Origin of the sequence: Bilifractor sp. LCP19S3_H10 (genome assembly GCF_052119185.1) — a bacterium.
In the GTDB taxonomy this organism is placed as follows: Bacteria; Bacillota; Clostridia; order Lachnospirales; family Lachnospiraceae; genus Bilifractor.
Map to the genome: position 1 here is coordinate 1 of NZ_JBQKFT010000007.1, position 23,881 is coordinate 23,881.

General features: G+C 45.6%; 31 protein-coding genes. 12 read left to right on the forward strand and 19 right to left on the reverse strand.

What is annotated here, in order from left to right:
- The 5 genes from ACTQZS_RS07065 to ACTQZS_RS07085 form a co-directional block, all read left to right on the forward strand.
- The coding region (locus ACTQZS_RS07065; RefSeq protein WP_441475194.1) for a transposase domain-containing protein at nucleotides 1-222 on the forward strand (222 nt) is incomplete at its 5' end.
- Nucleotides 223-241: 19 nt separating this feature from the next.
- Nucleotides 242-406, forward strand: a complete 165-nt coding sequence (locus ACTQZS_RS07070; protein WP_441475320.1) for a hypothetical protein — start codon at nucleotides 242-244, stop codon at nucleotides 404-406.
- A 61-nt stretch (nucleotides 407-467) separates the two neighbouring features.
- Nucleotides 468-749 (forward strand): type II toxin-antitoxin system RelB/DinJ family antitoxin, encoded by a 282-nt coding sequence (locus tag ACTQZS_RS07075; RefSeq protein ID WP_441099407.1) that lies wholly within the window; start codon nucleotides 468-470, stop codon nucleotides 747-749.
- Nucleotides 750-756: 7 nt separating this feature from the next.
- On the forward strand, nucleotides 757-1,182 hold the full coding sequence (locus tag ACTQZS_RS07080) for a putative toxin-antitoxin system toxin component, PIN family (RefSeq protein WP_441475195.1): 426 nt from the start codon (nucleotides 757-759) through the stop codon (nucleotides 1,180-1,182).
- Nucleotides 1,183-1,251: 69 nt separating this feature from the next.
- Entirely contained in the window at nucleotides 1,252-1,377 is a 126-nt protein-coding gene (locus ACTQZS_RS07085; RefSeq protein WP_441099405.1) for a hypothetical protein, read from the forward strand.
- A gap of 248 nt (nucleotides 1,378-1,625) precedes the next feature.
- Here ACTQZS_RS07085 and ACTQZS_RS07090 read toward each other — a convergent pair whose 3' ends face one another.
- The 8 genes from ACTQZS_RS07090 to ACTQZS_RS07125 form a co-directional block, all read right to left on the reverse strand.
- Nucleotides 1,626-1,931 carry a hypothetical protein gene (locus ACTQZS_RS07090; RefSeq protein ID WP_441475196.1) on the reverse strand — a complete coding sequence of 102 codons (306 nt, stop codon included), beginning with the start codon at nucleotides 1,929-1,931 and terminating at the stop codon, nucleotides 1,626-1,628.
- Nucleotides 1,928-2,338, reverse strand: a complete 411-nt coding sequence (locus ACTQZS_RS07095) for a peptide deformylase (protein ID WP_441475197.1) — start codon at nucleotides 2,336-2,338, stop codon at nucleotides 1,928-1,930. The genes ACTQZS_RS07090 and ACTQZS_RS07095 overlap by 4 nt, the downstream gene beginning before the upstream one ends.
- A complete protein-coding gene (locus ACTQZS_RS07100) occupies nucleotides 2,335-2,778 on the reverse strand; it encodes an Rrf2 family transcriptional regulator (RefSeq protein ID WP_441475198.1) in 444 nt (147 codons plus the stop codon). Before ACTQZS_RS07100 ends, ACTQZS_RS07095 begins: the two co-directional genes overlap by 4 nt.
- A gap of 151 nt (nucleotides 2,779-2,929) precedes the next feature.
- Entirely contained in the window at nucleotides 2,930-3,778 is an 849-nt protein-coding gene (locus ACTQZS_RS07105; protein WP_441475199.1) for a protein-ADP-ribose hydrolase, read from the reverse strand.
- Nucleotides 3,779-3,826: 48 nt separating this feature from the next.
- Nucleotides 3,827-4,777 carry an SIR2 family NAD-dependent protein deacylase gene (locus ACTQZS_RS07110; RefSeq protein ID WP_441475200.1) on the reverse strand — a complete coding sequence of 317 codons (951 nt, stop codon included), beginning with the start codon at nucleotides 4,775-4,777 and terminating at the stop codon, nucleotides 3,827-3,829.
- A gap of 44 nt (nucleotides 4,778-4,821) precedes the next feature.
- On the reverse strand, nucleotides 4,822-5,628 hold the full coding sequence (locus ACTQZS_RS07115; RefSeq protein ID WP_441475316.1) for an ABC transporter ATP-binding protein: 807 nt from the start codon (nucleotides 5,626-5,628) through the stop codon (nucleotides 4,822-4,824).
- 2 nt (nucleotides 5,629-5,630) lie between these two features.
- Nucleotides 5,631-7,169: an ABC transporter permease/substrate-binding protein gene (locus tag ACTQZS_RS07120; protein ID WP_441475201.1), complete on the reverse strand. Its 1,539-nt coding sequence runs from the start codon at nucleotides 7,167-7,169 to the stop codon at nucleotides 5,631-5,633.
- Nucleotide 7,170: 1 nt separating this feature from the next.
- A complete protein-coding gene (locus ACTQZS_RS07125; protein WP_441475202.1) occupies nucleotides 7,171-7,836 on the reverse strand; it encodes a 4Fe-4S binding protein in 666 nt (221 codons plus the stop codon).
- A 382-nt stretch (nucleotides 7,837-8,218) separates the two neighbouring features.
- On the opposite strand from ACTQZS_RS07125, the gene ACTQZS_RS07130 reads away from it, so the two are divergent.
- On the forward strand, nucleotides 8,219-8,842 hold the full coding sequence (locus tag ACTQZS_RS07130) for a class I SAM-dependent DNA methyltransferase (protein WP_441475203.1): 624 nt from the start codon (nucleotides 8,219-8,221) through the stop codon (nucleotides 8,840-8,842).
- 390 nt (nucleotides 8,843-9,232) lie between these two features.
- On the opposite strand, the gene ACTQZS_RS07135 is transcribed toward ACTQZS_RS07130, so the two are convergent.
- The 11 genes from ACTQZS_RS07135 to ACTQZS_RS07185 all read right to left on the reverse strand — a co-directional run bounded on the left by ACTQZS_RS07135 (nucleotide 9,233) and on the right by ACTQZS_RS07185 (nucleotide 17,808).
- Nucleotides 9,233-9,961: an MmcQ/YjbR family DNA-binding protein gene (locus ACTQZS_RS07135; protein ID WP_441475204.1), complete on the reverse strand. Its 729-nt coding sequence runs from the start codon at nucleotides 9,959-9,961 to the stop codon at nucleotides 9,233-9,235.
- Between the two features lie 136 nt (nucleotides 9,962-10,097).
- Entirely contained in the window at nucleotides 10,098-10,664 is a 567-nt protein-coding gene (locus ACTQZS_RS07140; RefSeq protein ID WP_441475205.1) for a flavin reductase family protein, read from the reverse strand.
- Nucleotides 10,665-11,185: 521 nt separating this feature from the next.
- A complete protein-coding gene (locus ACTQZS_RS07145) occupies nucleotides 11,186-11,569 on the reverse strand; it encodes a helix-turn-helix domain-containing protein (protein ID WP_441475206.1) in 384 nt (127 codons plus the stop codon).
- Nucleotides 11,570-11,707: 138 nt separating this feature from the next.
- Nucleotides 11,708-12,001, reverse strand: a complete 294-nt coding sequence (locus ACTQZS_RS07150; protein WP_441475207.1) for a hypothetical protein — start codon at nucleotides 11,999-12,001, stop codon at nucleotides 11,708-11,710.
- Between the two features lie 9 nt (nucleotides 12,002-12,010).
- On the reverse strand, nucleotides 12,011-12,139 hold the full coding sequence (locus tag ACTQZS_RS07155; protein WP_441475208.1) for a helix-turn-helix transcriptional regulator: 129 nt from the start codon (nucleotides 12,137-12,139) through the stop codon (nucleotides 12,011-12,013).
- 567 nt (nucleotides 12,140-12,706) lie between these two features.
- Nucleotides 12,707-14,059 carry a site-specific integrase gene (locus ACTQZS_RS07160; RefSeq protein WP_441475209.1) on the reverse strand — a complete coding sequence of 451 codons (1,353 nt, stop codon included), beginning with the start codon at nucleotides 14,057-14,059 and terminating at the stop codon, nucleotides 12,707-12,709.
- 16 nt (nucleotides 14,060-14,075) lie between these two features.
- Nucleotides 14,076-14,771 carry a helix-turn-helix domain-containing protein gene (locus ACTQZS_RS07165; RefSeq protein ID WP_441475210.1) on the reverse strand — a complete coding sequence of 232 codons (696 nt, stop codon included), beginning with the start codon at nucleotides 14,769-14,771 and terminating at the stop codon, nucleotides 14,076-14,078.
- Nucleotides 14,772-14,900: 129 nt separating this feature from the next.
- Nucleotides 14,901-15,284: a type II toxin-antitoxin system PemK/MazF family toxin gene (locus ACTQZS_RS07170; protein ID WP_441475211.1), complete on the reverse strand. Its 384-nt coding sequence runs from the start codon at nucleotides 15,282-15,284 to the stop codon at nucleotides 14,901-14,903.
- A gap of 497 nt (nucleotides 15,285-15,781) precedes the next feature.
- A complete protein-coding gene (locus tag ACTQZS_RS07175) occupies nucleotides 15,782-16,357 on the reverse strand; it encodes an RNA polymerase sigma factor (protein ID WP_441475212.1) in 576 nt (191 codons plus the stop codon).
- A 442-nt stretch (nucleotides 16,358-16,799) separates the two neighbouring features.
- Nucleotides 16,800-17,339, reverse strand: a complete 540-nt coding sequence (locus ACTQZS_RS07180; protein ID WP_441475213.1) for a hypothetical protein — start codon at nucleotides 17,337-17,339, stop codon at nucleotides 16,800-16,802.
- A 208-nt stretch (nucleotides 17,340-17,547) separates the two neighbouring features.
- A complete protein-coding gene (locus ACTQZS_RS07185) occupies nucleotides 17,548-17,808 on the reverse strand; it encodes a hypothetical protein (RefSeq protein ID WP_441475214.1) in 261 nt (86 codons plus the stop codon).
- A gap of 299 nt (nucleotides 17,809-18,107) precedes the next feature.
- On the opposite strand from ACTQZS_RS07185, the gene ACTQZS_RS07190 reads away from it, so the two are divergent.
- The 6 genes from ACTQZS_RS07190 to ACTQZS_RS07215 all read left to right on the forward strand — a co-directional run bounded on the left by ACTQZS_RS07190 (nucleotide 18,108) and on the right by ACTQZS_RS07215 (nucleotide 23,880).
- On the forward strand, nucleotides 18,108-18,842 hold the full coding sequence (locus ACTQZS_RS07190; RefSeq protein ID WP_441475215.1) for a S24 family peptidase: 735 nt from the start codon (nucleotides 18,108-18,110) through the stop codon (nucleotides 18,840-18,842).
- A gap of 160 nt (nucleotides 18,843-19,002) precedes the next feature.
- Nucleotides 19,003-19,284 (forward strand): helix-turn-helix transcriptional regulator, encoded by a 282-nt coding sequence (locus tag ACTQZS_RS07195; protein WP_441475216.1) that lies wholly within the window; start codon nucleotides 19,003-19,005, stop codon nucleotides 19,282-19,284.
- Nucleotides 19,285-20,013 carry a DUF5131 family protein gene (locus ACTQZS_RS07200; RefSeq protein WP_441475217.1) on the forward strand — a complete coding sequence of 243 codons (729 nt, stop codon included), beginning with the start codon at nucleotides 19,285-19,287 and terminating at the stop codon, nucleotides 20,011-20,013.
- 500 nt (nucleotides 20,014-20,513) lie between these two features.
- Nucleotides 20,514-21,137 carry a hypothetical protein gene (locus ACTQZS_RS07205; protein ID WP_441475218.1) on the forward strand — a complete coding sequence of 208 codons (624 nt, stop codon included), beginning with the start codon at nucleotides 20,514-20,516 and terminating at the stop codon, nucleotides 21,135-21,137.
- Nucleotides 21,138-21,286: 149 nt separating this feature from the next.
- Complete coding sequence (locus tag ACTQZS_RS07210) at nucleotides 21,287-22,552, forward strand: hypothetical protein (protein WP_441475219.1); 1,266 nt, start codon at nucleotides 21,287-21,289, stop codon at nucleotides 22,550-22,552.
- On the forward strand, nucleotides 22,549-23,880 hold the full coding sequence (locus tag ACTQZS_RS07215) for an HNH/ENDO VII family nuclease (protein WP_441475220.1): 1,332 nt from the start codon (nucleotides 22,549-22,551) through the stop codon (nucleotides 23,878-23,880). Before ACTQZS_RS07210 ends, ACTQZS_RS07215 begins: the two co-directional genes overlap by 4 nt.
- Nucleotide 23,881 lies beyond the last annotated feature (1 nt).

Genomic DNA, 23,881 nt, shown 5'->3' on the forward strand with positions numbered 1-23,881 from the left:
AACTGGCTGATGATTGACACGATTGCCGGGGCAAAAGCGAGCGCTATCATTTACAGCATTGCTGAAACGGCGAAAGCAAACCATCTGAATCCGTTCCGATACTTCGAATTACTCCTGACAGAGATTCCAAAGCATATGGAAGACACAGATAGAACCTTCCTGAAAAAGCTCGAACCTTGGTCTCAGGATCTACCGGCGGAATGCAGGAAACAACTTAACTAGCAACTTGCAGCTGCCAGAAATGGCAGCTGTATTTTTTAATAAGGTACTGGCGGTTTACCGCTTACAATCAAAGGAGAAAATCGACGGCGCGGTCGCCATGATCATGGGGCTTAACCGGGCGATCCGCTGCGGAAATGACAGCGGCGAATCGATTTACGATGACCGGGGAATTCTATTTTTGTAATCATATGATTGCATTTGTATTTGCTTTGTGCTAGTATGAAATCAGAAAAGGAGGTGTTCTTATGGCAAACACACTTGTTCAATTCCGTACAGACGAAACCGAGCGAACCGAGGCAACTCAAATTTTAGATCAGCTGGGTCTGGACATGCCATCCTATCTGAGAATGTGTGTCTCCAGACTGGTCAGAGATCGGGGCATCCCTTTCAGCATGAAAATTGATGAGGCATCTGAAAACAAGGGCGTCTCTGCTATGAAGCGTGCCAGCCGGATTGCGGAAGAAAATGGTATCTCGGATATGACGCTTGATGAAATCAATGCCGAAATAGCAGAAGCCAGAAAGTGAGGTGTCTGTGAAATATTTTGCAGTGATTGATACCAACGTTCTGGTTTCTGCAGCACTTAAATGGAAATCCGTCCCCGGAAGCATAGTAAACCTGACATTCAATAACGTAATTGTTCCTCTGGTAAATAAAGAAATTCTTGAAGAATACCGTTCTGTTCTTTTACGACCGAAGTTTCATCTTACAGAGAAAATTGTCCAAGATATCATCGATGAGTTTGTTTCTCATGCACTGGATATTTCTGAAGAACACCTGGATATTGATCTTCCGGATTCGAAAGACAGAGTGTTCTACGAAGTTACGATGCAGGCCAGAAAAGATGAAGATGCATATCTCGTAACCGGAAATATCAAGCATTTTCCTATAAAACCATATATAGTAACTCCAAGGCAAATGCTTGATATTATACTGAATGCCACAAATGATAACGAATAAGTACTTTTACCAGCACCAATCCATATCACGGATCGGTGCTTTTCTTATGTCATTTTTAGGAGAAATCAGATGAGAGTATTTTTGAAGCTATTTACAAGAGATAAGCCCAGGGATTCAACGAACGGCTCCGGCTTTCGCTACTACTTCGGCGGCACAACTTCCGGCAATACGGTAACGGAACGGTCTGCATGCTGATTCCCACTGTATAATCGTCTAAAGCCCTGCACTCTTATTTTTGACCTTGCACTCTTTTTCTCTGCTGCTACACATTAACAAATGGCAATACCCTCTCACTTTTTTCTGCGGTCTCTGAGTTCCATGTAAGTGAGCAGCGCACCCCTCAATTCCTCACTGAATCCGTCAAAATCCGTGGCAGAAATTGCCCCTTCGTCCAAAAGATTCATCAGGATAAATTTCATATTGTGCAGCGGCATCACATGCAATCAATCATCTTCGTCACCTTCACCGAATCCATAGTTAAGAAACTCATTATATCTGGCGTTGGCTGTCTCCGCCTCTTTCTTCGCGATCCACCGCTCACGGTCGCTCATGATCGCCAGCATCTCATCAGCGATTTCCTCCGCCGTCCGCGGCTTTGCGGCATACAGATATGCCGTCATGCGGCGCATGGTCTTTTCTGATCCGAGATTCTTCGCGATTGCCTTGCCGAATTCCTCCGGGTAGCCCATACGAATGATTGTGTCCAGCAGCTCTCGATAAGCCGCTTTCCATGATTCCGGCGCACTCATATAATAACCCCCGCGAGATGGTCACACTCATGCTGGATGATCTGTGCCGTCCACCCGGAACAGCTCTGGCGGCGCTTCTTCCAGCTGCTGTCATAGTATTCGACTTCGATATTCTGATACCGCATGGTCTTCCGTACGCCGGGCAGCGACAGACAGCCTTCTTCCGTCTCATACGGTGTGTCTTTTTTCACAATGACAGGGTTATACATCACGACATTCATGAAGCCCATGTTGACAATGATGATTCTTTTCTTCACTCCAATCATATTTGCCGCCATGCCGACGCAGTGATCCTGGTTCGCCTGCAGGGTATCCATGAGATCCTGTCCGACGGACAGATCCTGCCTCGTTGCTGCCTCAGATTTCTGTCCGAGGAAAAATACATCTTTTACTATCGGTTTAATCATTCTGCCTCCTCCATCTCTATTTCTTTGTAGAGATCAGAGATCACATCACTGAGCCTATGCTTTTTCAGGCTTTCTTCAAAATCTTTCTGAACATCCTGCAATTTGCCATACAGCGCGGCGTGGATATTTCTGCCGACCGGGCACAGAGGATTCGTATTGTCATGGAAGTGGAAGAGATCTTCCTTGTTCTTCTCCACAGCTTCATACACATCATAAAATGTAATCTGATCCAGTGATCTTGTGATCGCAATGCCTCCCGGACCCCTCTTGATTTCAATCAGCCCGGCATTTTTGAGATCCGACATAAGATTACGGATGATCACCGGGTTGCTCCCAATGCTTGACGCAAGAAAATCACTGGTCACCTTTTCCTCTTTGCCAAAATATTCCACCGCCGCCAGGATGTGAATCGCTATTGTAAATTTCGTTGATATCTGCATAAAATTTCCCCCTCTATCGTTTTTCTCGTTGATATCTGCACAAAGACTCTCCCTCTAACGTACCTCTTGTCGACCTCTGCACAAAGCCTCTCCCTCTATCGTACCTCTCGTTGACCTCTGCACAAAACCTCTCCCTTTATCGTATATTACATCACTTTTGATTTTGCCCCGCCCGGGCATTTGTACCCGATGGATATAAAATCTCCCGGTAAATTTCACGGTCGCTCTCCTTAAACACATTAAAAATGACACGATGCACGGAGGTCTCCGGATGTTCATCAAGCCAGCCTCTTACCGTACTCACGGCAATTTCTGCCGCCTTGTCCTGCGGAAAATGGAAAACGCCGGTGGATATGCAGCAAAACGCAACAGATTCCAGCTGATGACCGGAAGCTGTGGAAAGAACCGACCGATAGCAGGAGGCCAGCAGTTCCTTATCCTTCCCCGTGAGCCAACCGGACACAATCGGTCCAACCGTATGAATCACATAGCGCGCGGGGAGATTATAGCCCGGCGTGATCTTTCCCTCGCCAGTGGGCTCCTCATGTCCCTGCTCTTTCATGATCTGATAACACTTTTCCCGCAGTTCCACACCTGCCATGGTGTGAATCATGTTGTCTATGCAGCCATGTAGCGGAGAGAAGCACCCGAGCATCTGGGAATTGGCAGCATTCACAATCGCATCGGCCTTAAGCGTTGTGATATCACCCTGCCATAGAAAAAGACGATGATCCAGCCCGGCCGGCGGCAGGTCCGCCGCCTCAGTGATTCCCTTTTCCACGGTGATGCCTTTTAAGACTTCCGACTGCACCGTATAAAAATCATCCGGTAATGTATGCCCGGTATCCCCCGACGGCATACGGACATTGCAGAGCGCCCGATACAGATCAAATGCCTGCTTCGGGTCATCTGGAAGAGCATATCCCGCATACTCCGGCATTTCTGCTTCCAGACACTTAATCAGAAAATGAAGTTTGTCCATCTGTTCATTATCATTCATATCATCTTCCTCCTGTAACCGGAAATCTGACCTCGTCAGATTAACAAATTAAGTCTGTATGTCAAGCATATTCAAAACTTCTCCGATTCCCTTATCAATGCAGACACTCCTCTTCACGATCTCTCGGCTGCAGCCAGCTTCGCCCAGGTTTACGCATGCATAGAAGGCATTCGGATTCTTCTTTGTGTATTCCCAGAATGGAAATTTTATGATGACAGGCGTATTCATGCCGACCCCGAGTTCCAGATACAGAACGCGAAGCCGTTCGTGCCGGCGCAGGAATTCCTGATACCGCTCCGCTGCCTGATGCCAGCCCTCATCCTCCACAAAGCTGTCGTCGCAACGAAGATTCGTAGTCATCAACTTTCCATCATCCGGACATACCGGAACAAGATCAGACGGCACCGTCATTCTGACCTTTGTATCCTTCGGGACAATCAGTTCTCCATTCTTTTCGATCTGATATCCTTCCGAAAGGATCATCCTGCGGATGACCTCGTAGTTATCGTAGGTCCTTTTCTTCGCCTCTTTGCCAGGGGAACTGCTCTGGAACAAGCCATAATCACCCTGTGTATAGAAAAGGCGCTTCTTATCGAAACCGCTCCTCTGAAAGCAATGATCCACATTGGTCGTCAGGACAAAATAATCTTTATCCTTTACCAGTGCAAGCAGCCGCCCGTAGAGATCTGACGGGATTGGTGCGTACCGGTTGATCCAGATATTCCTGCACCAGTATCCCCAGAATTCTTCCATCGTCTGATACGGATAGAAACCTCCGGAATACATATCCCGAAACCCATATTTTCTCTCAAAATCGGCAAAATATTTCTCGAATCGTTCTCCCGAGTAGGTATATCCTGCCGCAGTCGAAAGACCGCTCCCCGCTCCGATCACAACCGCATCCGCGTTTGCAAGCTGTTCCTGCAGCACAGAAATTTTTTGATCAAAGCTCATTTTCGAATCATCTGTCATGATCCTATCTGGATTAAAAAAATACATCAGGTGCTCCTCCCATAATATAAGGAAAACTTTTTTCCGCCGTCTCAGCCTGCGACTTCTCCGCATGCCGCGCCGCAGTACTCGCAGTCCTTCAACTTCCCTTCCGGAAGGAAGCACATCCTGCGCTGTTTCTCGACCAGCTTCTTCACAAAATCTGTCGCCGGTTTCTCGAGCAATTCCTTCGGCATCCCGAACTGCTGGATTTCTCCGTGATCCATCACCAGTACCTTTGTACCGAGATTCAAGGCTTCTTCAATGTCATGCGTGACAAAGAGAATCGTGATTCCTGTTTTCTTATGAATCTCCTTCAGCTCCTTCTGGAGCTGTTCCCTGGTAATCGCATCCACCGCGCCAAAGGGCTCATCCATAAGCATAATATCCGGAGAGGCCGCAAGCGCTCTGGCAATCCCGACCCTCTGCTGCTGTCCGCCGGAAAGCTCTGAGGGGTAGCGCTCCTTCATAGATGGATCCAGTCCGATGATCTGCATCCATTTGTCCACTGCCTTTGCTGTCCTTTCTTTATCCTTCTTATTCAGAAGGCTCGGAACATAAGAGATATTCTGCTCTACCGTCATATTGGGAAATAGAACACTTCCCTGAATTGCGTAGCCGATCCTGCGGCGCAGCGCAATCAGATCCTTGTTCCGGATATTTTCTCCATCGACCAGAATGTCACCGCTCGTCGGCTGAATCAGACCATTGATCATTTTCAGTGCCGTTGTTTTGCCACATCCGGAGGAACCGACGATGGTGATAAATTCGCCTTTACCGATTTTAAGATTTAAATCCGGGATAATGACGGTATCCCCGTACGATTTCCGGACATGCCGGAACTCAATTGCTATATTCATTTTCATTTCACCAGCCCCTTCTCCGTCAGAAATGCCTTCGCCACATCTGCAGGCTCCTTCTTTTCCGTTTCTACTTTGTAATTCATTTCCTGCATATCGGATTCTGTCAGAATTTTGTCAAATTTCTGCAGTGCTGTTTGAAGCTCCGGATACTTGTCAAGAATCTCCTGACGAACGACGATACCGCACTGATAGGACGGATACATTTGTTTGTCGTCATGAAGCACTGTGACATTCGCCTGGGAAAGCTGCCCGTCTGTTGTATTCACAGGCATGATATCGATCTTTCCGCTGTTTATTGCCTGATATTTCAATCCCATGTCCATGTCGATGGTCGATTTGAAAGTAAGTCCGTAGGTGCTGCAGAGCTTGTCATAGCCGTCCTGCCGCTCAAAGAAATCGTACTCAGCTCCGAAAACCAGCTTTCCGTTGACTTTCTGCAGGTCGGAATAAGTCTTAAGTCCATACTGTTCCGCAATCTCTTTCCGGACTGCAATGCCGTAGGTATCGTTGAAGCCCAGCATCACATCCCAGGTAAGACTCAGCTTGTCCAGATATTCTTTCTGCAGTTTCTCGAACTGATCCTCCGAATACAGGCTGTCCCGCTTCAAAACCATGTTCCAGCCGGTTCCGGTGTATTCCGGATAGAGATCAAATTCCCCGCTCTCCATAGCCGGTTCAATGTTGGATGTACCGCCGCCGACACCCTGCGTCAGATCTACAGTCAGATCCGTATCCTGTTCAATTACCGTTTTCAGCATCTCTCCGAGGATGTACTGCTCGGTCATCGGCTTCGTAGCCAGATGAATCACCTTATTGCTCCGGCGGGGAATCGCAATGCCTGCAATCAGGCAGGCAATCAAAGCGACAGCTGTCACAGCCATGATCCGGTTTTGTTTTTTTGCCTTCTTTCCATGCAAGTTCAGTCTCTTCTCTGCAAAGCCTAGAAGAAAATCCACTATAAGGGCCAGAATGGCAATCAGAAGGCTGCCCGCAATCGTCATTGCCGCATTATTCGTTGTAATGCCGCGGTAGATCGCGACGCCAAGACCGCCGGCGCCGATGAAAGACGCGATACCTGCAAGAGCGATTGTCATCGTAACCATGTTCCGGATACCGGAAAGAATCACCGGCATCGCCAGCGGAAGCTGCACACGGAACAGAATCTGTTTCTTCGTGCTGCCCATACCTTTTCCCGCTTCCAGAATCGCAGGATCCACGTTGGTCATGCCTGTATACGTATTCCTCACCATCGGGAGCAACGCATAGATGGTCAGTGCAATCACTGCCGTCGCATTACCGATTCCGGAAAAGGGGATCAGAAAACCCAGCATCGAAATCGAGGGTATGGTATAGAGAAAGTTAATGACGCCAAGTGTCGGCTTCGCGCTTTTCTGATATTCACTGATCAGAATCCCGACAAGTCCTCCGAACACAATGGCAATCAGAATTGCCGCGATCGAAATCTCGATATGCTCAAGGAGCAGTTTTCCGAAAAAATCCCATCTTGTGGTTAGTAAGATCCAAATATCCTTCAGCATCTTATTCTCCTCTGTGCACGATTGCCTGAACCGGGCAGTTCTCGAAGCAGAGTCCGCAGTGCAGGCAGTTCTCCTGATGGATCAGGAATGGTGTTCCCTTCGTAATGCACTGCTGCGGACAGCCGCGCATACACTTTCCGCAGCCGATACAGGCGTCGGTGATCAGGAAACCCTTTTCACGCGGTGCACGACAGCTTATTGCCTCTTTCCCTTTTTCCTGCAGCGCCTCATCCAAAACTTCCTCCCCGCCAAACACAAAGCTTTCACGATAAATCGGGCTTTTTCCGAGATCAAAGAATTCCAGTTCTCCTTTGCTGATACAGAACGGTTCCAGAATATAGCGGCTTTCTCCCGGATACACGCCGTTCATCACCGGATTTTCCTCGAAAATACGGTCAATCCACTGTCTCTGATCCGCAAGTTTTTCTGCCTTACCCGACAGCCGGACCATTTGAAAATCCTTGTTGAGGCCGGTGACAGCAACGTCCGGGTGTTTCAGGAGCTGACGGTAAAAATCTTTTCCGCGCCCTGTGCAAAAATACAGCTTATCCTGCTCTACGATCATCACGTCGATGATCCGGACCTCCGGTTTTCCCTCATCATTCACCGTGGCAAAGGCCACATCCTTGATTCCCCACAGAATATTAAGACAGCTTTGAGCATCCATATACTTTCCTCCTCGTATACCTTACTTCACCATCATCTGTTAAAATTTTTCGCCTACAATTTACGTTCTTTAGTTGTAATATATATTATTACATTAATTCTGTCAAGCTTTTTATCTGGAATATCAGGATAGAATCGTTTGCCACTCCTGGGAGCCATATTCCTGCTTCAGGAAACTATTTGTTGCACCTTCCGCTTCTTCTTTTTCTGCGCTGGATCCAATTTTTTACAAAGTTATGTTGCTTTATCAATTGTTAGATGTGTTGAACTATGGTATTCTTAAGATAATCGGAGCATTGCTTATCAAACAAATTTTGCATAAGCGGAGCTCACAAGGATCGAAAAACAAATACGACAGCATATCCAAAAGGAGGGGCTGAGCGATGGGGTTGGTGAAGGACTTTTTGGGTCAAACGCGCAAGCCGGAAGGTTTGCTGGGCAAATTCATGCTAAGCACAATGAATTCCGGTCACGCGAAGCTGGCGGACTGGGGCATGGATCATTTATCTGAAGTTGCACCAGAGGAAATTATTGAGCTGGGATGCGGTGCGGGGCGTAACGCCGGAGAACTGCTCAGACGCTATCCGGATGCTCATCTGACGGCGATCGACTACTCGCCTCTTTCCGTGGAAAAAACGGCACAATATAACAAAGTGATGATAGCCAGAGGACGCTGCACGGTGCAGCAGGGCGATGTGTCGAACCTGCGGTTTGAAGAAAACAGCTATGATCTTGCCACTGCCTTTGAGACCATTTACTTCTGGCCGGGGCTCGAAAAATGTTTCGCGCAAATAGCGAATATTTTGAAACCGGATGGCTTCTTCCTTATCTGTAACGAATCCGACGGCAAAGATGCCGCTGGCAAGAAGTTCGAGGATATTATCGACGGCATGACCTGTTATACCCCGGAGCAGATCGCAAGGGCACTTAATCAGGCAGGATTCCCGGAGGTCACTACAGACCGTCATCCAAGCAAACCATGGATCACGGTCCTGGCAAGAAAATAAGGTCAACTACCCACGACCTAAAGGTCATGGGCTTGTAACTGCCCAGTCGTACTAACGACTTACGTCTCCGACCTTTAACCCCAATAGATACTGCTATCTAAAGTGGCGTTACATCATGGAGTGGTTGACAGCACCCCTTGCAGCGATTTATCAAATTGTTTACTGAAATAAATCGTCGGACTGAGCACTCAGAGGCAGCGATGTCACAGTAAATATCGTATTTATACCTTAATTATGGGTTTTCCCGCAACGCTATCTGCAACACTGATTAGCTTTAAATCAGCATAAAGCAAAAGACAGTGACCGTAAAAGCCACTGCCATATCAGTCCCTCTTCTTTATCAATTCAGAAAATATGTTTTTATGAAATGCTTTACATCTGCCTCGCTTTCTATACATCGCAGTAGGTTTTCAGCGCCTCGCTTAAAGAATACGGCACACCTCTCGGCCCTCTGACAGCATAAATGCCATATTCATTTTTCAAAACATGAAATGTGAACCTGTCCGGCTTAAACCGCTCAAGAAGTTCGATCTTCATGATTGATCTGATCGTAAGATGATCATCCGTATAGTCATAAGGGATATTTGTCCGCGTAACCCTACATTTATAGAGAATAGCCGATACCGGGGCGGTTACATACATAAACACGATGTCACCCGTTTTGATTCCTGTCCCCTGCTTCCAGTCTATTTCGCTTTTCTCATCAAACGCGTGTTTTGTATCGTAATACTTCGGATTCGCCGGAATAATCCATTCTTTTGGTGGACGATACTCCTGCTTTCTCTGTTTGGAAGCCGTTACGAGGAAGCTTTCATCAATCCATCTGCAGATATCTTCGAAAGGAACCGTTCCATCAAGAAGGATGGAGATCCAATTTCCACGGTTAAAATGATATCCTTTGAAATATCCGTCCTGCCGCGTCACTACATCCACAAGCAGAGCATCACTTAGTTTTACATTGATAACATCCACCCTCTGTTGTCCGGTCAATCCCAGCTTATCCTTCGGAACATCCATGATAATCGCAAACCACTTGCGGGTGTCTGGATGTCTCATTACCGGAAAAGTCGAAGCGGTTGGCAGAGGATAATCCTCCACCACTTCATATTTCTTTTTCACATATTCGAATATCTCTTCACGCCTGATCATTGTTTCTTTGCCTTTACAGACTTCTGACCCTCACATAACGATTACCGCTTCTCCATTTTCTGGTTGATATTTCCCTTTGGTGCAATCCGGAACTGATACGAATGCTTTATTTCATCAGAGTTTTTCCAACAGAAAAAGCCTTACCGGCAGTTTCTCCCATCATAATGTAATCTTTGCTTGTATCTTCAAACCACACAATATTCATTTTACGAACCTGAGGAATTCCATCCTTCCCGATATATTGATCATCAATGGTAGTTTCCTTGATTCTGCCCACGATTCTGGTATTACCGAATTCCTCTTTGATCGAAATCACCTCGCAATGGAAGGTCATCGGATATTCTTCAAATTCCGGAGCATCTACATAAGGGGATTTGACACAGGTCAGTCCGGATCTTTTGATTTTGTCCGGTACCGTGGCTGCAGACACAAGGCCAACATAATCCGATGCCACCAAAGTCTCTTTGGTCACAAATGCCATCGTAAACGCCTTATTGATCTTCAAATTGTCCAAAGTCTTATGCTGGATAATGTTGATTGCAACTTCCTTTGAACCAACCTGCATAGCCCAGCCCACATTCATAGCATCCGGGTTGTTATTCTCATCATACGTTCCGATAATAACTGACGCATACGGTACAAACCCAATTTTTGCTCCAAACGTCTTCTTCATTTTCTTTTCCCTTCTTGTAATTCATGATCGTTGTTTTGTTCCTGGTATTTATATCGTACCGTATTTCAAATTCATATCAAGTACGCAGATTTTTCTAACATAGTATCTTGCGTGATACCATAACAGAAAACGTCTGTATCATCAGCGGGTAGACCAGTTCTTTTAATCGAGGATTATCACACGGCTTCAAACGAGATAGAAGAAGCGGGAACCGATTTTTTCGGTCCCCGCCCTCCAAATTAGCGTTCCTGGGCGGATTCGAACCGCCGGCCTTCCGCTTAGGAGGAACATTATTCAGTTTTAATCAATCATAACATCAATGACAAAAGGTAAGAATTATCCTATATTTCTTGGTTTCAGCTTTTTCATTATTCTGATTCGTTCGCTATAGTAAAGCACCAAAAAACACAGTATCGGTGGAAAACGGGTTGCAATAATGCGGCATCTTATTTCGGCCGACTTTGTGGAGAGCGGCTGCTGGTTTTCGCATAAGTGACCGCCGCCCTCCATAAAATGCCGCATCATCTCATAGCCATACTACGCAGTAACTTTGCAGTTTCCGGATTCCTCATTAAACTCAACAGCATCATAACATCCGCTGCCTGATCGGCGCTGACTTCTTTATTCCCAACTTCCTCGTTCACTGATTCTGTTCTTTTCAAATCAGAATCACCTGGATTTTCCTGATCCGGTTCGGGTAAATTACATTTCTTGTTTGTATAATCATCCCCATTCTCCAGATTGTCAAGCCATTCATCAAAACTCTTTTTTGAAACCCTGATGCTGCCTCCAATTTTAATCGAACGAAATGCTCCGCTTTCTACGATTCGATATGCTGTTGGTTTGCTTACTTCCAATATCTTCTGTATCTCTTTTACAGTATATGTTCTTTTATTATCTTCCATCAGATTATTTCCTTTCTTAATCAGATGCACTATCACAGTGTTGTCTGATAGCACATATCTCCGTGTTCATCTTACATTTCTTCTAGTACGGTGGCTTATTACCACGCTCTTGCAAAAGATGGATGGACATAATTAGCATTACTGATTCATCCCAGCCAGCATTTTTAATATTCTGACTGCATCCGGGTCCTTCATAAGTTTAATCAGCATAGCGATATCTGCAGATATGCTTAACCCCTGATTTCTACCATCCGCATTGTCACTGCGATCAGCCGCTGCGTCACTTTCCATCTGACCTACAGGATTATCCGATTCCTCATTAACATGATTATCATCTGAAGAACCGTTCTCGTCAGCTGAAATTGCTGAAGAAGAAGTATTGTTCTGACAGATATTATCCTGATCCAGCCATTCATCAAAGTTGCTTTTCACGATTCTTATCTACCCGCCTACCCGCACACTACGAAATTCACCTGTATGCACCAGGCGGTATGCTGTCGAACGACCAATTCTTAAAATATCCTGAATTTCATATATGGTGTATGTTCGTCTGTCTTCTGTTACTGCCATAGTATCTGCCCTCCTTTACAAATCCTCATATTGGACCAATAAACTTATTTATTGAGTTCAACATAGTGGAGAATCTACATTCCGGCAATGATACGACGGCAGCTTTTTTCGACGATTACTATCCTTGACATTTACATAACTTTATGGGGTAAATGAAATTCTGATATGTTATACTGTCGTGGGTGTCACCATGACGGTGGACGGTTGGCCCTCCTGTTTATTTCGGAGGGTAAGCAATTTTTGCCCTACCCTCCAGATCGGCGAAAGCCAAAAAGGAGGGCCTGTGAATGGATATTGTATCAATACTTATTGGTGCTATTTCACTTGGAGCTACCTGCTTCGGAATTGGTTACCAGATTGGTAAGGATATAGAAAAAAGGTCAAAAAAATAACCGCCCAGCCCTCAGAAAGCGTGCGGTTATTTTTTCCTAACGTAAAGGGCTAACCGTTTACCGGTGGCACCTTTTCTGTATCTATATCTTAGCTTTTCACCGGCTGAATGTCAACTCGCGCCGAAACTTCTATCCTGCTGCGCTGCTGAAAATGGAGAATGCACTATTCAAAGTTTTAACCCATCATTGTCTTGATCACTGCCATCAGCTCCTTATTCTGGAGCAGGTTAGCAATCACCTTCATATTATCTTCGGTGTCTGCCGGAATAGTCTTTTTTTGATGCTCCGGTGCTTTTCCAGAATAGAAAGCGGCTTCAACTTCTTCCGCATTCCTGATCCTGTTCTCATCCAGAATGTGGGAATACACATCTGTGACCATACTGGTCTGTGCATGTCCGGAATCTCCCTGAACAGCCTTTACATCTCCGCCGGTCAGCCTGAGCTTGTATGTGATACTTGTATGGCGGATGCTGTGAAAAACAACTTTCCGGAGACCATTCTTCCTGATCAGTTTATCAAACTTCTTCTTTATGGCGTTTTCCTCAACAGGGCCGCCATATTCCGAACAGATCACGAGATTATTGTCCTCATATTCTGAACCAAGTATCTCCTTCAGTTCCTCCTGTTTTGCTTTCCATTCGCTCAGCATCCCGGCCACGGTCTTCGGAAGAAAAACCTTGCGGATACTTGACTGCGTCTTAGGTGTTTTCAATACAATTATCGATTTTGCATGTTCATCTGCCGGAACAAACTTCTTTATCACATCTTTGTCGTCGAGAGCTTCCAGCGCACTTCTGTTCACCCGCTGGATCTGCTTGTTGATGTACAGATACGCTCTGTCTTCCCTGACAGCGTCATCCGTAATATCGATACAGTCCCAGGTAAGTCCAAGGATCTCGCTGATGCGCATTGTACATGCAAAGGCCAGGTTCATGCAGAGCTTCAGGCCGTCATCATCACACACATCGATGGCATGAAACAGTTCTTCCGCCGTCCAGATATCACGTTCTTTCGGACGATATTTCGGTACTTCCGCATATTCCGCAGGATTTCGTTCAAGAAGTTCCCATTTAACAGCCATTTTGAAACAGCTTTTCAGGAGCTTATGTATATCACGGATCATGCTCGGTGTAATGTGCCCGCACCTGCATCCCGTACATTCAGGCGGCAGCGCCTGCAGTTTCCTGTAATATGTCTCGATCACACGGGTATTGATATCTGAGATATTCATCCTTCCAATATACGGCGAAATATAATTCCTAATCAGTCCGAGATTGGCCTGATATGTTGAAACAGACCAGCGTTCCTTCCCATGTGATTCGACATATTCCTGCAGAAGATCGTCCAGTTTCCTGCACTCGGGGATGACCAGTGTCCCTACAGCCTTTTTATAATCGACCTCTTTTAAACGTCTCTCCGCGGCCGACTTTGAAGGAAACGCCTCCCACTTCTGCCTGCTTCTCCCTTCTTTGTCCAGGTATTTATAAACCACATAATATGTTTTGCCTCTTTGTTTGATAAATGCCATCTTTCATTCCCTCTTCCTATGTATCTGCTGCCTGAAATCTGCCCCGCCTCAGTTTCGTAAGGATCTCCTGCTGTTTGCGGTCTGCCAGCCAGGTGAAAAATTCCTCCGACGGAATCTTTACTACGTGATATGAAACGCGAACGGAAGGAAATTCTCCCCTTCTTCTCAGCTGCGCCATCCATGAGACGGAAACGCCTGCCAACGATGCAGCTTCTTCATCTGTCAGATATTCACCTGCCTTCCTGTAGTCCGGCGGCTTTTCATGATCAGGTTTCTTTGCCATTCCGAACCTGCTGTCAACAGCAAGCCATTGAAAAAAGCTCATCTTGGTGATCCGTATCCTGTTTGCGGCCCAGAATGTCTTCAGCATCCGTTTTCCTGTTGCGGACCTCAGGATATTCTCTGCCGTCGTTCTGCTCACCTTCAGCAGATCTGCAAATTCCCTGACACTTATTGATGTCCGGAGCCGTTCTTCCATAATCTCTTCGCTTTCCAGCGAATAATGCGGCTGTTTATTCACCCATCTGATAAATGCTTTTTGGGATATGTAGCATTCTCCTCTGATGGTTACATGCCGAATCCTGCTGTTCAGTACATTCCGTCTGATCTGCGATTCGGTCGCGCCCGTCATTTTAGCCAGCTGATCCGCCTTCCAATAATCACGCTGCAGGATTTTTTCCGACGGCCACCGCCTTTTCCCGTTCTTCCCCATATCATCACCTCAAATCAGTTTCTGTTGAAGAAACCTTCATTGAGTTCAAAATAAAGGGAAATCAGAAATCCGGCAATGATACGGAACAGCTATATTTCAGGAAACGGTATCCTTGACATTTTCCGGATTTTATGGTGCTTCGATACTATCCGGAAGATCGAATCCAAGATGTGCCTCCACCGCTTCTGCAATTCCTTCCAGATCCTTCGGGCTCATCCTTCCCATATAAGAGATAAGCCTGTGCTTATCGATGGTCCGGATCTGCTCCGCGAGTGCCATGGAATAATTCTTCAGAAACGATGTTCTGCGCATGATGTAATGCGTCACGAGACCCGGCTTCTTGATTGTTGCCGTAAACGGAACAATCGTAACCGCCGGAGAAAAATAGCAGCCGGTATTATTCTGAAGAATAACAACCGGCCGTTTTCCTCCCTGTTCTGAACCCAACCCATCACCGAGATCTGCCATGAAGACATCGCCCCGGTGATATTCTTTTGCTCTAAGATCTTTCATCTGCTGTACCTCATTTCTTTATATGTACAGACCGCCGGAAAATCCCGACGGTCTCCATTGTCTTACATGTTCAAGCCTGTTTGTCCCCGACGCCCGGCTTCCAGGAATCCATCAGAAGACCGGCTGCTTACCGGTTCCATGAGCGAAATCTGCCCCCGCGGAGATCTTCCCCGGCTGCCCTCATTGCGTGCGACGGTCTTACCGCCCGAGCTGTGAATAGACAGAAGTATCATTGTCACTCCCATGCGTCATCGCCCTGCCGGTTGCAGTCCGGCATTTCAGAATTCCTTCTATCGCTCGTGCGGTCAGCAGTCATCGCGAGGATCCATTCGGCTGACAGGTTTTGACCCGTCCATGGAAGCAATGTATCTGATGAAATGGATATGCAGTTTTCAGTGTTCATGTAATATCGGGTCCTCCGAAAAACTTTCCGGCGGAACCCTTTCACCTTTAGTCACAGAAAACGGCATTTTTACGACACCTTTACCGAAGATTTTTCATTTTTTTACCGGTTCCGCTTCATCCAGAATTTTTCTCATGGAATTAAGTGCCCGTTTGAGGATGTTCTCAACTGTAGTGATTGAAACGCCCTCCTCTCTTGCGATCTCGCCCAGCGTTTTCTCCTCAAAATATCTGCGGATAATACGCCGTCTCTGCGTTTCCGTGAGCGAGTTCAGCGCTTCATACACTTTTTTGCTGAAAGCCTTCTTTTTTTCCGCCTCTTCTCTCTCGATCAGAATTTCAGCCGGATCCCTGGCTGCATCTGTCCGGGTGATATTCGCTCCCGAAGTGAATCCATCCACATATCCGCAGAAATTTTCATGGCGCAGATTCGCCATGTTCCACCTCGTTACATTTCTTCTGCCGTCTAAAATCGCCTTTGCCATTTCATCCGTCAGATAGATGTAGGGTTCAAATTCTGTCAGTTCTTTCGCGCAGTTTCTGCGGAGCTGCTGTTCTCCGAGCGAAGAAGCGACCGCATACCTGCAGCCATTCAGCGGACAGCCATACTCTGTGATCAGGTTGATAACTACATAGACGTTGTTCTTCTGGTTTCTGTTCTTTCTGCTCATTGCTGTCACCTTTCCGGGCATTGCCCTCGGGTGGCTGCACGCGTAAAAAAGGAGGCAGCATGAAGGGGCTGCGAACCACCCGTTTTTTTTAACGGGCGGAAGCGCCGCCTTCGCTGTCTCCTCTCTGTTTGTTACATACTTCATGTTACCCGGAATTGGAGTTCAAAATTGTCAGGTTGATCGCATGTTGCAGTCACATGAATCTCTCTTCTTTTTAATCTGGATTGTACTGTTCTCTATTCTTTTTCTCAGCGTTTTCTCATCCTTTTTTCACTTTTTTCTCATAGAATGGCTGTTCTTATTTTTTCATCGCGGCGAAAATAACATCATTCCCAAACCTTTCTCGCTATTGCATTTATTACACAAAAAATATTACACAAAAAAAGCACCGGCCGCAGTTGACCGATGCTTTCTACGTCTATTCATTTCTATGCTGCATTCATCATATTTCCGCAGCTAATTTAACCCGTGCTTCAGGCGAATCCTCCGAGTCACTTTCCCTGATTACTGCCGGCAGGATAATCTCGTCAAAAACAATACCAAATGCAATCAGTGCCTCTGATCTTATCCTGTAGAGTGCTGCTTCGCTGTAGTCGTTCAGTAAATCCCGATGAAGTTCGTCCCCCATAAAACCGAAAAACTTTTCATAGATCGCCATATAACGGTCCGCTGCCATTCCAAATACATCCTGTACCTTATAAACCGTATCCCGGACCATGGATTTCAGATCGTTGGTCATCGCAAGGTATGAAGCCGACCGTTCCACCATGCCAAGATCATGTCGGTCATACTGCAAATACTGCAGTGCGATCATCCGCTGATCCCGGTATGCATTGACTTCGATGCTCCCTCTGTGGAAAGGCTTTACCGCATCATTGCATTTCCAGATGATTCCCGCATATTTCTTCATTTCTTTCTGATCCACTTTATTGACTACGCAGATCTGTTTCAGATAGTACTTGTTTGCATCAATGTAATCCAACCTTCTATCCCCTTTCGCCCTGTATCTGTCACCATTCAGAAGCCGTCACGACACCACTGGGATTTGGAAAGGGAAAAAACCTCCTCCCAGGCGAAATTTGATGCCCATGACTTATCAAAAACATTCCTGTCCTTTTCTTAATTTTCAAAACCTGTAAGCAGCTATATTTCTCTATTGATCATCCGGAATTCCGATGATTCCTAGTTTCTTAATGCGGATACGCATATGGCCCCAGTCTTTCACGCAGGCTCATACTTCTGCGGTCTGCAGCCCAGAGCATCTCCGGTTCCGTCACGGACAGATCCCTGATATGCCACTTCTCCAGTTCTTTTTCCGCATCTTCTCTGGATTCAAACAATCTGCTGTTCCTCAAACGGATCATGGCACCATTCATAAGTTCAATGACCGTAAAGTCGCTTTCTCTGCGGACAACATATGCCTTCCGCACTTCCCGATGATTTTCGATCATGTAAACGGTCTGCCGATCCCTATGCAATGAATACACGCTGTTCACCCCCCTGTTTACTCCGGCGGGTTCCGCAGGGATGCAAATTCAGCCTCTACAGATACGCCGGTATGTTTTCTTTCTACTGGCGAGTATAACTCCATTAATAATGGATTTAAATGGTCGGATAAGCCATATTATTCCATTATATATGGATTTTCCATTGATTTTTAAAGTACAGGGTGATACTCTGTATACAAATAAATTGATACAAAGGCCCGTCGGAAAAATGAATATCCACGCCGACGCAGAAAGAGGTGTTTATGAACAGCATTGGGAAGATCATTTCGGAGTACCGGAAAAAATCCAATATCACGCAGATGGAATTGACTGAGAAGCTCTCAGCTGAAGGCATCCAGGTATCGAACCGGACCGTCTCCGCCTGGGAAAACGGAAAGCTCGATCCCGGTGCCAGAACATTTCTCTACCTGTGCCGGATCCTGCAAATCCCTGACTGCGTGGAAGCGTTCTTCGGAAACAATCCTTCCGATCCGATGGCCATGCTGAACAACGAGGGAAAAGCAAAGGTACTCGCCTACATTGATTCTCTGGTACACCCTGTATGCTACGCAAAAGAAACAACCGGAAGTGCGGAGGTGATCCCCTTTACGGACGCGCAGGCGCAGCACAGAAAACGGCTGCGTGTCTATGAGACCCGTGTATCCGCCGGCAGAGGTAATTTTCTGGATTCCGAATTTTACACAATGTTCGATGTGGATGAGAACGTGGCAGCCGGTGCCGATTTCGGTGTCGCGATCAGCGGTGACAGCATGGAGCCGAAATATCATGATCATGACATGATCTTCGTTCACAGTCAGGAAACTCTGGAGAACGGGGAAATCGGCATCTTCAGTCTGAATGGAAATGCGTATATCAAAAAATACCGCAGTGATGAGACCGGTACATTTCTGATCTCACTGAATAAAAAATATGACCCCATCCCTGTCAATCCGGAAATGGATTCTTTCCGTATCTTTGGCAGAGTATGCGGACAATGAAATTCTCTGTATGGTGAACGGAATCGTTCACATGGTTTCTGTGTTGTGCACGCGTTGCATCACAAACGAGATAAAATTCGCTTCGCAGGTTTTATCTCGTTATTGCGGCGTTCGCGTAAATCAGATCAGATGATGATCGGCCAAAGGAGGACGATCCGGATTGAATACCCTTCCATCCAACAATTTGAAAAAATGCCGCGTCCGCGCCGGGCTCACCCGGGAAAAAGCCGCCGCCGCTGCTCAGATAGACACGAAAACGCTTTACCGTTATGAGAATAACATGCAGTACCCGAATGTCTACACAGCTCTTCGTCTTGCGGCATATTATCACAGGACAGTCAGCGAATTGTTCCCGCTGGAATCTGCAGAGCAGAGCAACCAGGAGAAAGTGAATGCTCCGGGATCTGCAGCGCAGAACGAACGGGAGAACAAGAGGCAGTGAATGCCACTCTGGAATCCATGGCACGGCTGCACCAGATGCAGCACCGGCTGCAAAAACTGCTATGTATACCGCCGCGATGCGGAATTCGGAAAAGATGCCTCGATCGTGAAAAAGACGGCATCTTTCAATCTACCGCTGAAAAAAGATCGCCACGGAAACTATAAACTGAAACCAGAAGACTGCACGGTCATGACCTGCTTTACTTCCGACTTTTTCCATCCGGATGCCGATGAATGGCGGCCGGAAGCCTGGCAGATGATGAAGATCCGCTCAGACCTGCAGTTCTATTTTGTCACCAAACGTCCGGAGCGATTTTATGAAGGGCTTCCGGATGACTGGGGAGACGGCTATGACAACGTCCATATCTGCTGCACCTGTGAAAATCAGTACGAGGCAGACACGCGCCTGCCGATCTTCCTGGAGCTTCCGATCCGGCACAAGGAGATCATCCATGAGCCGATGCTGCAGGAAATCCACATAGAAAAGTTTCTGGAAAAATATCACGACCAGATCGAATGTGTTTCCTGCGGAGGCGAATCCGGCGAAGATGCCAGACTCTGCGACTACGGATGGATCATCATCACAAAAGTGCAGTGCGTTGAATATGACGTTCCGTTCCACTTTCACCAGACCGGAAGCCTGTTTAAAAGAGGAAAACGGGTCTATCATATCGAGCGGAAGGATCAGGAAGCACAGGCGAAAAGGGCGGGCATAGATTATTTTCCTTAAATTCTCTTACAATGAATGCACTATCAAAATTGGATTTGATAGCGCATTATCAATGCCCAGACATTGAATAATGAAGAAGATTGCCCAAGGACTCGGGCTACAGATATGCTCATGTTCGAATCTACTAAAAATCAAAACAAGGCAGAAACACGCCTGATAATCTTCCTTGAGCTTCCGATCCGGCACAAGGAGATCATCTATGAACCAGCATTGCAGAAAATCTATATAGAAAAGTACCTGTAAAAATATCAGGACCAGATGAATGTGTTTCCTGCGACTGCGAAGATGCCAGACTCTGCGGCTATGAAAATCTGCACAATCTGCACAACATGCCTGCAGATAGTAGTATGTTTTTGGCAAAAATGATAAAATTGTGATTAGTGAAGTTTGTACGTGTGGCTTCGTTTCACATAGATAATTCTGGGCATGAAGCGACGAGCCTTCATGCCTTTATTTTATGTTTTTCTTAGCACAAAACCGAAACATGATTGGGGAGATGTATGAAAAAGATACAAGGATTGAGCCTTATACTTACCTGCATAGCTGCGTTGCTTTGTATGACTCCGCAGACCGTGTCTGCTACAAATTCCAAAATAAAAATCAGTGGTCAGATCTATACGTTGAATGGTGAAGATACGAATTTTGATTATGAAGGAAAGAATTCTGAAGTCTCTTCGTCGAACAATACTTATGGAACTCTGTTAGTATCCGGTGAATTGGAAGAAAACGGAAAACATGATGGGATTGTATCTTACAACGCAACCGGAACAGATGATGATTCTTCGGATACAGATAAATCAGCTATAAACTTTGTTTATCAATATGACAGTAAGTTATTAAATGCTAATGACTCCAAAGAGTGGTGTCTGTATGAAGACAAATCCAAGAATATAGGCAGCCTATCGTTGGATGAAAAGGTTGGTAAAGGTGCGATAATTGTCCAGAGCTCATTTGACGGAAAAAACTGGTCAACGGATCTCATTAACACCAATGTATTTGAATCGGTTCCAGAGAACAAATCCGATTCGCTCTATAGCACCAATATGAATCAGCTTGTAAATGGTTGTTTCTATAAAGTAACAGTGGCATATCAGACCCGAAAAAAGCAGGTAACCAGAAAATAGGGCCTATTACTGCATGGTCAAAATATGACTACAAAGAACACGTAGAAGTTTATGAATTTTATATCTGTAATGAGGCAGAGAGCGCTCTTGCCGCAAAAGCGGATGACAAACCAATTTATAATTTTAATTCTGATCCTGTAAATACAGGAATGGACAATGGTTACTCAGGAACTGCTGCCGTAAAAACTGACGATATGCAGAACGGATGGAGTCTTGGACAGTTTTATATCAATGGTTTTTCCGGAAACGCTCATTATTATGACGGCGATGAAAGCAAAAAAGAAAATCCCGTGTTTTTAAAAAACGTAGGTGACAGGCTCACTCTTTGGTTTCGACTTGATCAGCGAAATCTTGATGCACTAAACGGAAACGAATATCTCAGTATCAACCCGGACGAAAAGGGTTCGGATCAGGCTTTTCATGTTCCAGCGCAGAACTTCAAGCGCGGAGCCTTGATCGTAAAGTTCACAAATTACGAAAATCAAAGTCGTACCAATGTATATACAGATTATCTGCCGGCTGCTGCAACAACCTCTGCGGATACGAAGGTGCAGTTATTTGAAGAAGGAGATTATGAAGTAGCACTTGATTATGAAATCAAAGATAATTCTCCCCTGGCATGGAAAATTCCTAAGCCCGCAAAATATAGTGCATACAGGATCTCTTTCAAATTTTCAGTGAGGAATTCAAATTGCATGGTTTACCCAATGGATCTTAAGACCGGGGCTGAACTTCGCGTGCCTTACACAGAAAACGGATTCAAACTTGATCTTGCCAGATCCAGATATCTTGATCTGAGTGTGAAAAAGAAAGTACTTACAGCTGATGGTTTGGATCTTCGCGTAAGCCAGATATCCAGTGATCAGGAAGAATTTACCGACGAAGGTATCTATGAATTTACGGTTCGAAACGAAATAACCAGGGACGAGGTAACAAAAGTAATATATGTCGGCTCGGATAATTTGATGAAGGCATATGTGAAATATGGAAAAGATTATGGCGGAAGTTACTCCATAACTGATCTTAAAGAAATGCAGGGTAACGGTTATCAATTCAACGATGACGGGTCAATTGACGCACCCGTGGAAGATGTTCAGGAAGAATTAAATAACGCAGAGGCGGCCGTAACAACAGCACCCACCCAAAGCAAATCGAATGAATCGGTCAATGAAACGTCAACTGATCAAATTCAAGGAGCTGCTACTTCACAGAAAACAGATGAAGTAAGTAACTCTACAAGCGAAATATCGGATTCCAACAATACCGAAGCAACCGAAACTGAGATGGGGATCACATCGCATTTACCCGAAGTGGCTGTTGTGGTAATACTCGTGGTATTAATCATTGTTGCACTTCTCATAAGAAAAAAATCCGGCAGAAGCAACCACAAGGATAAGGGAGGGCAGACTGAATGAAAAAAATCATTTCGCTTTTATTAGCATTTACCATTTTTTTCACAGCATGCGGAACATCTGTAACCTCCGGGTCGAAAACCTCTTCATCCGTCGCTCAATCCGCCGATACTGCAACCTCTGAGCCAATCGCAGAAAGCACTACTTCTGTACAGGAAGAATCCGTATCGGTTGATTCGGTTTCTGATAGTGTTGCTGAAGCAGATGATAATATAGAAATTCAGGCAATGGCAGACCGTAATCCGGATCTGAGCGACGAGGATCTGCAACGTTATCTTTGTGATGAGATTTATCTGAAGGCTGTAGAAAGCCTGGACAGTGATGAATACTGCATAGACAATGTCCAAGCAGTTTATTATTCGAAAGAATATATTGAACAGCTTGAATATAATTCTCAGGAGAATATCTATTTTGGATTCACTCAGGCAGAGCTTGATTCCCAATTCGCTGGAAAAAAATACGTATTTACCTTTGATGATGCTTCAAAACAGACAAAGGTAATTGAAGTTGAAAGCTACGAAGATCATTCTACAGAAGAAATTCTGAAAGACGTTGCCATCGGTTCCGGTGTACTTTTAATATGCGTTACGGTGTCTGTGGCAACAGCTGGTGTTGCCCCTGCCATCAGTATGATATTTGCTGTTGGAGCACAATCAGGAGCTACGGCTGCTCTTTCAGGAGCCGCTATCGGTGGAATTTCTGCCGGTTTGGTCAAGGGTTATCAAACAGGAAGTTTTTCAGATGCAATGTCTGCTGCCGCGAAAGGAGCCGCTGAAGGATTTAAATGGGGCGCTATAATGGGTGCTCTTTCCGGCGGAGCATCTGAAACATGGGGTCTTCATAAGGCAACGGCAAATGGGCTTTCAATGAAAGATGCCGCGGAAATTCAAAGAGATTCCAAGTATCCACTTGATATTATCAAACAATTCAAAAGCAAGGCAGAATACGAAGTTTATAAGGATGCTGGCCTGCGAACGCAGATGGTAAACGGAAAATTAGCTCTTGTTCAGGACATAGACTGGGACAGAACATCTACTTTACCTGATGGAACAGAAGTGACAAATAAGTGGTTAGTTGAACATAATTATTCACCTGTTGATGAAAATGGGCTGCCATATGAAATTCATCATGTTAATCAAGATGCCGATGGAACTCTTGCTATTTTGAAACAGCAACAGCATCGTGGAAAATGTATCCCTGAAATATTAAACCAAGAAGGGAAAACGGGAGTGCATAATCCTGAATCAGGAGTGCCAGATGCTGAGTGGGCACGGCAAAGACATGCTTTTTGGAAGGATTATTTAAAACAGTGTATGGCGGTGAAAGGATGAC

Excerpts from the sequence above, each read along its gene's own strand:
- ACTQZS_RS07070 (WP_441475320.1), top strand. The coding sequence starts at position 242 with ATGGCAGCTGTATTTTTTAATAAGGTACTGGCGGTTTACCGCTTACAA.
- ACTQZS_RS07075 (WP_441099407.1), top strand. The coding sequence starts at position 468 with ATGGCAAACACACTTGTTCAATTCCGTACAGACGAAACCGAGCGAACC.
- ACTQZS_RS07085 (WP_441099405.1), top strand. The coding sequence starts at position 1,252 with ATGAGAGTATTTTTGAAGCTATTTACAAGAGATAAGCCCAGGGATTCA.
- ACTQZS_RS07090 (WP_441475196.1), bottom strand. The coding sequence starts at position 1,931 with ATGAGTGCGCCGGAATCATGGAAAGCGGCTTATCGAGAGCTGCTGGAC.
- ACTQZS_RS07095 (WP_441475197.1), bottom strand. The coding sequence starts at position 2,338 with ATGATTAAACCGATAGTAAAAGATGTATTTTTCCTCGGACAGAAATCT.
- ACTQZS_RS07100 (WP_441475198.1), bottom strand. The coding sequence starts at position 2,778 with ATGCAGATATCAACGAAATTTACAATAGCGATTCACATCCTGGCGGCG.
- ACTQZS_RS07105 (WP_441475199.1), bottom strand. The coding sequence starts at position 3,778 with ATGAATGATAATGAACAGATGGACAAACTTCATTTTCTGATTAAGTGT.
- ACTQZS_RS07110 (WP_441475200.1), bottom strand. The coding sequence starts at position 4,777 with ATGTATTTTTTTAATCCAGATAGGATCATGACAGATGATTCGAAAATG.
- ACTQZS_RS07115 (WP_441475316.1), bottom strand. The coding sequence starts at position 5,628 with ATGAATATAGCAATTGAGTTCCGGCATGTCCGGAAATCGTACGGGGAT.
- ACTQZS_RS07120 (WP_441475201.1), bottom strand. The coding sequence starts at position 7,169 with ATGCTGAAGGATATTTGGATCTTACTAACCACAAGATGGGATTTTTTC.
- ACTQZS_RS07125 (WP_441475202.1), bottom strand. The coding sequence starts at position 7,836 with ATGGATGCTCAAAGCTGTCTTAATATTCTGTGGGGAATCAAGGATGTG.
- ACTQZS_RS07130 (WP_441475203.1), top strand. The coding sequence starts at position 8,219 with ATGGGGTTGGTGAAGGACTTTTTGGGTCAAACGCGCAAGCCGGAAGGT.
- ACTQZS_RS07140 (WP_441475205.1), bottom strand. The coding sequence starts at position 10,664 with ATGAAGAAGACGTTTGGAGCAAAAATTGGGTTTGTACCGTATGCGTCA.
- ACTQZS_RS07145 (WP_441475206.1), bottom strand. The coding sequence starts at position 11,569 with ATGGAAGATAATAAAAGAACATATACTGTAAAAGAGATACAGAAGATA.
- ACTQZS_RS07155 (WP_441475208.1), bottom strand. The coding sequence starts at position 12,139 with ATGGCAGTAACAGAAGACAGACGAACATACACCATATATGAAATTCAG.
- ACTQZS_RS07160 (WP_441475209.1), bottom strand. The coding sequence starts at position 14,059 with ATGGCATTTATCAAACAAAGAGGCAAAACATATTATGTGGTTTATAAA.
- ACTQZS_RS07165 (WP_441475210.1), bottom strand. The coding sequence starts at position 14,771 with ATGGGGAAGAACGGGAAAAGGCGGTGGCCGTCGGAAAAAATCCTGCAG.
- ACTQZS_RS07170 (WP_441475211.1), bottom strand. The coding sequence starts at position 15,284 with ATGAAAGATCTTAGAGCAAAAGAATATCACCGGGGCGATGTCTTCATG.
- ACTQZS_RS07175 (WP_441475212.1), bottom strand. The coding sequence starts at position 16,357 with ATGAGCAGAAAGAACAGAAACCAGAAGAACAACGTCTATGTAGTTATC.
- ACTQZS_RS07185 (WP_441475214.1), bottom strand. The coding sequence starts at position 17,808 with ATGATCGAAAATCATCGGGAAGTGCGGAAGGCATATGTTGTCCGCAGA.
- ACTQZS_RS07190 (WP_441475215.1), top strand. The coding sequence starts at position 18,108 with ATGAACAGCATTGGGAAGATCATTTCGGAGTACCGGAAAAAATCCAAT.
- ACTQZS_RS07200 (WP_441475217.1), top strand. The coding sequence starts at position 19,285 with ATGCCACTCTGGAATCCATGGCACGGCTGCACCAGATGCAGCACCGGC.
- ACTQZS_RS07205 (WP_441475218.1), top strand. The coding sequence starts at position 20,514 with ATGAAAAAGATACAAGGATTGAGCCTTATACTTACCTGCATAGCTGCG.
- ACTQZS_RS07210 (WP_441475219.1), top strand. The coding sequence starts at position 21,287 with ATGGACAATGGTTACTCAGGAACTGCTGCCGTAAAAACTGACGATATG.
- ACTQZS_RS07215 (WP_441475220.1), top strand. The coding sequence starts at position 22,549 with ATGAAAAAAATCATTTCGCTTTTATTAGCATTTACCATTTTTTTCACA.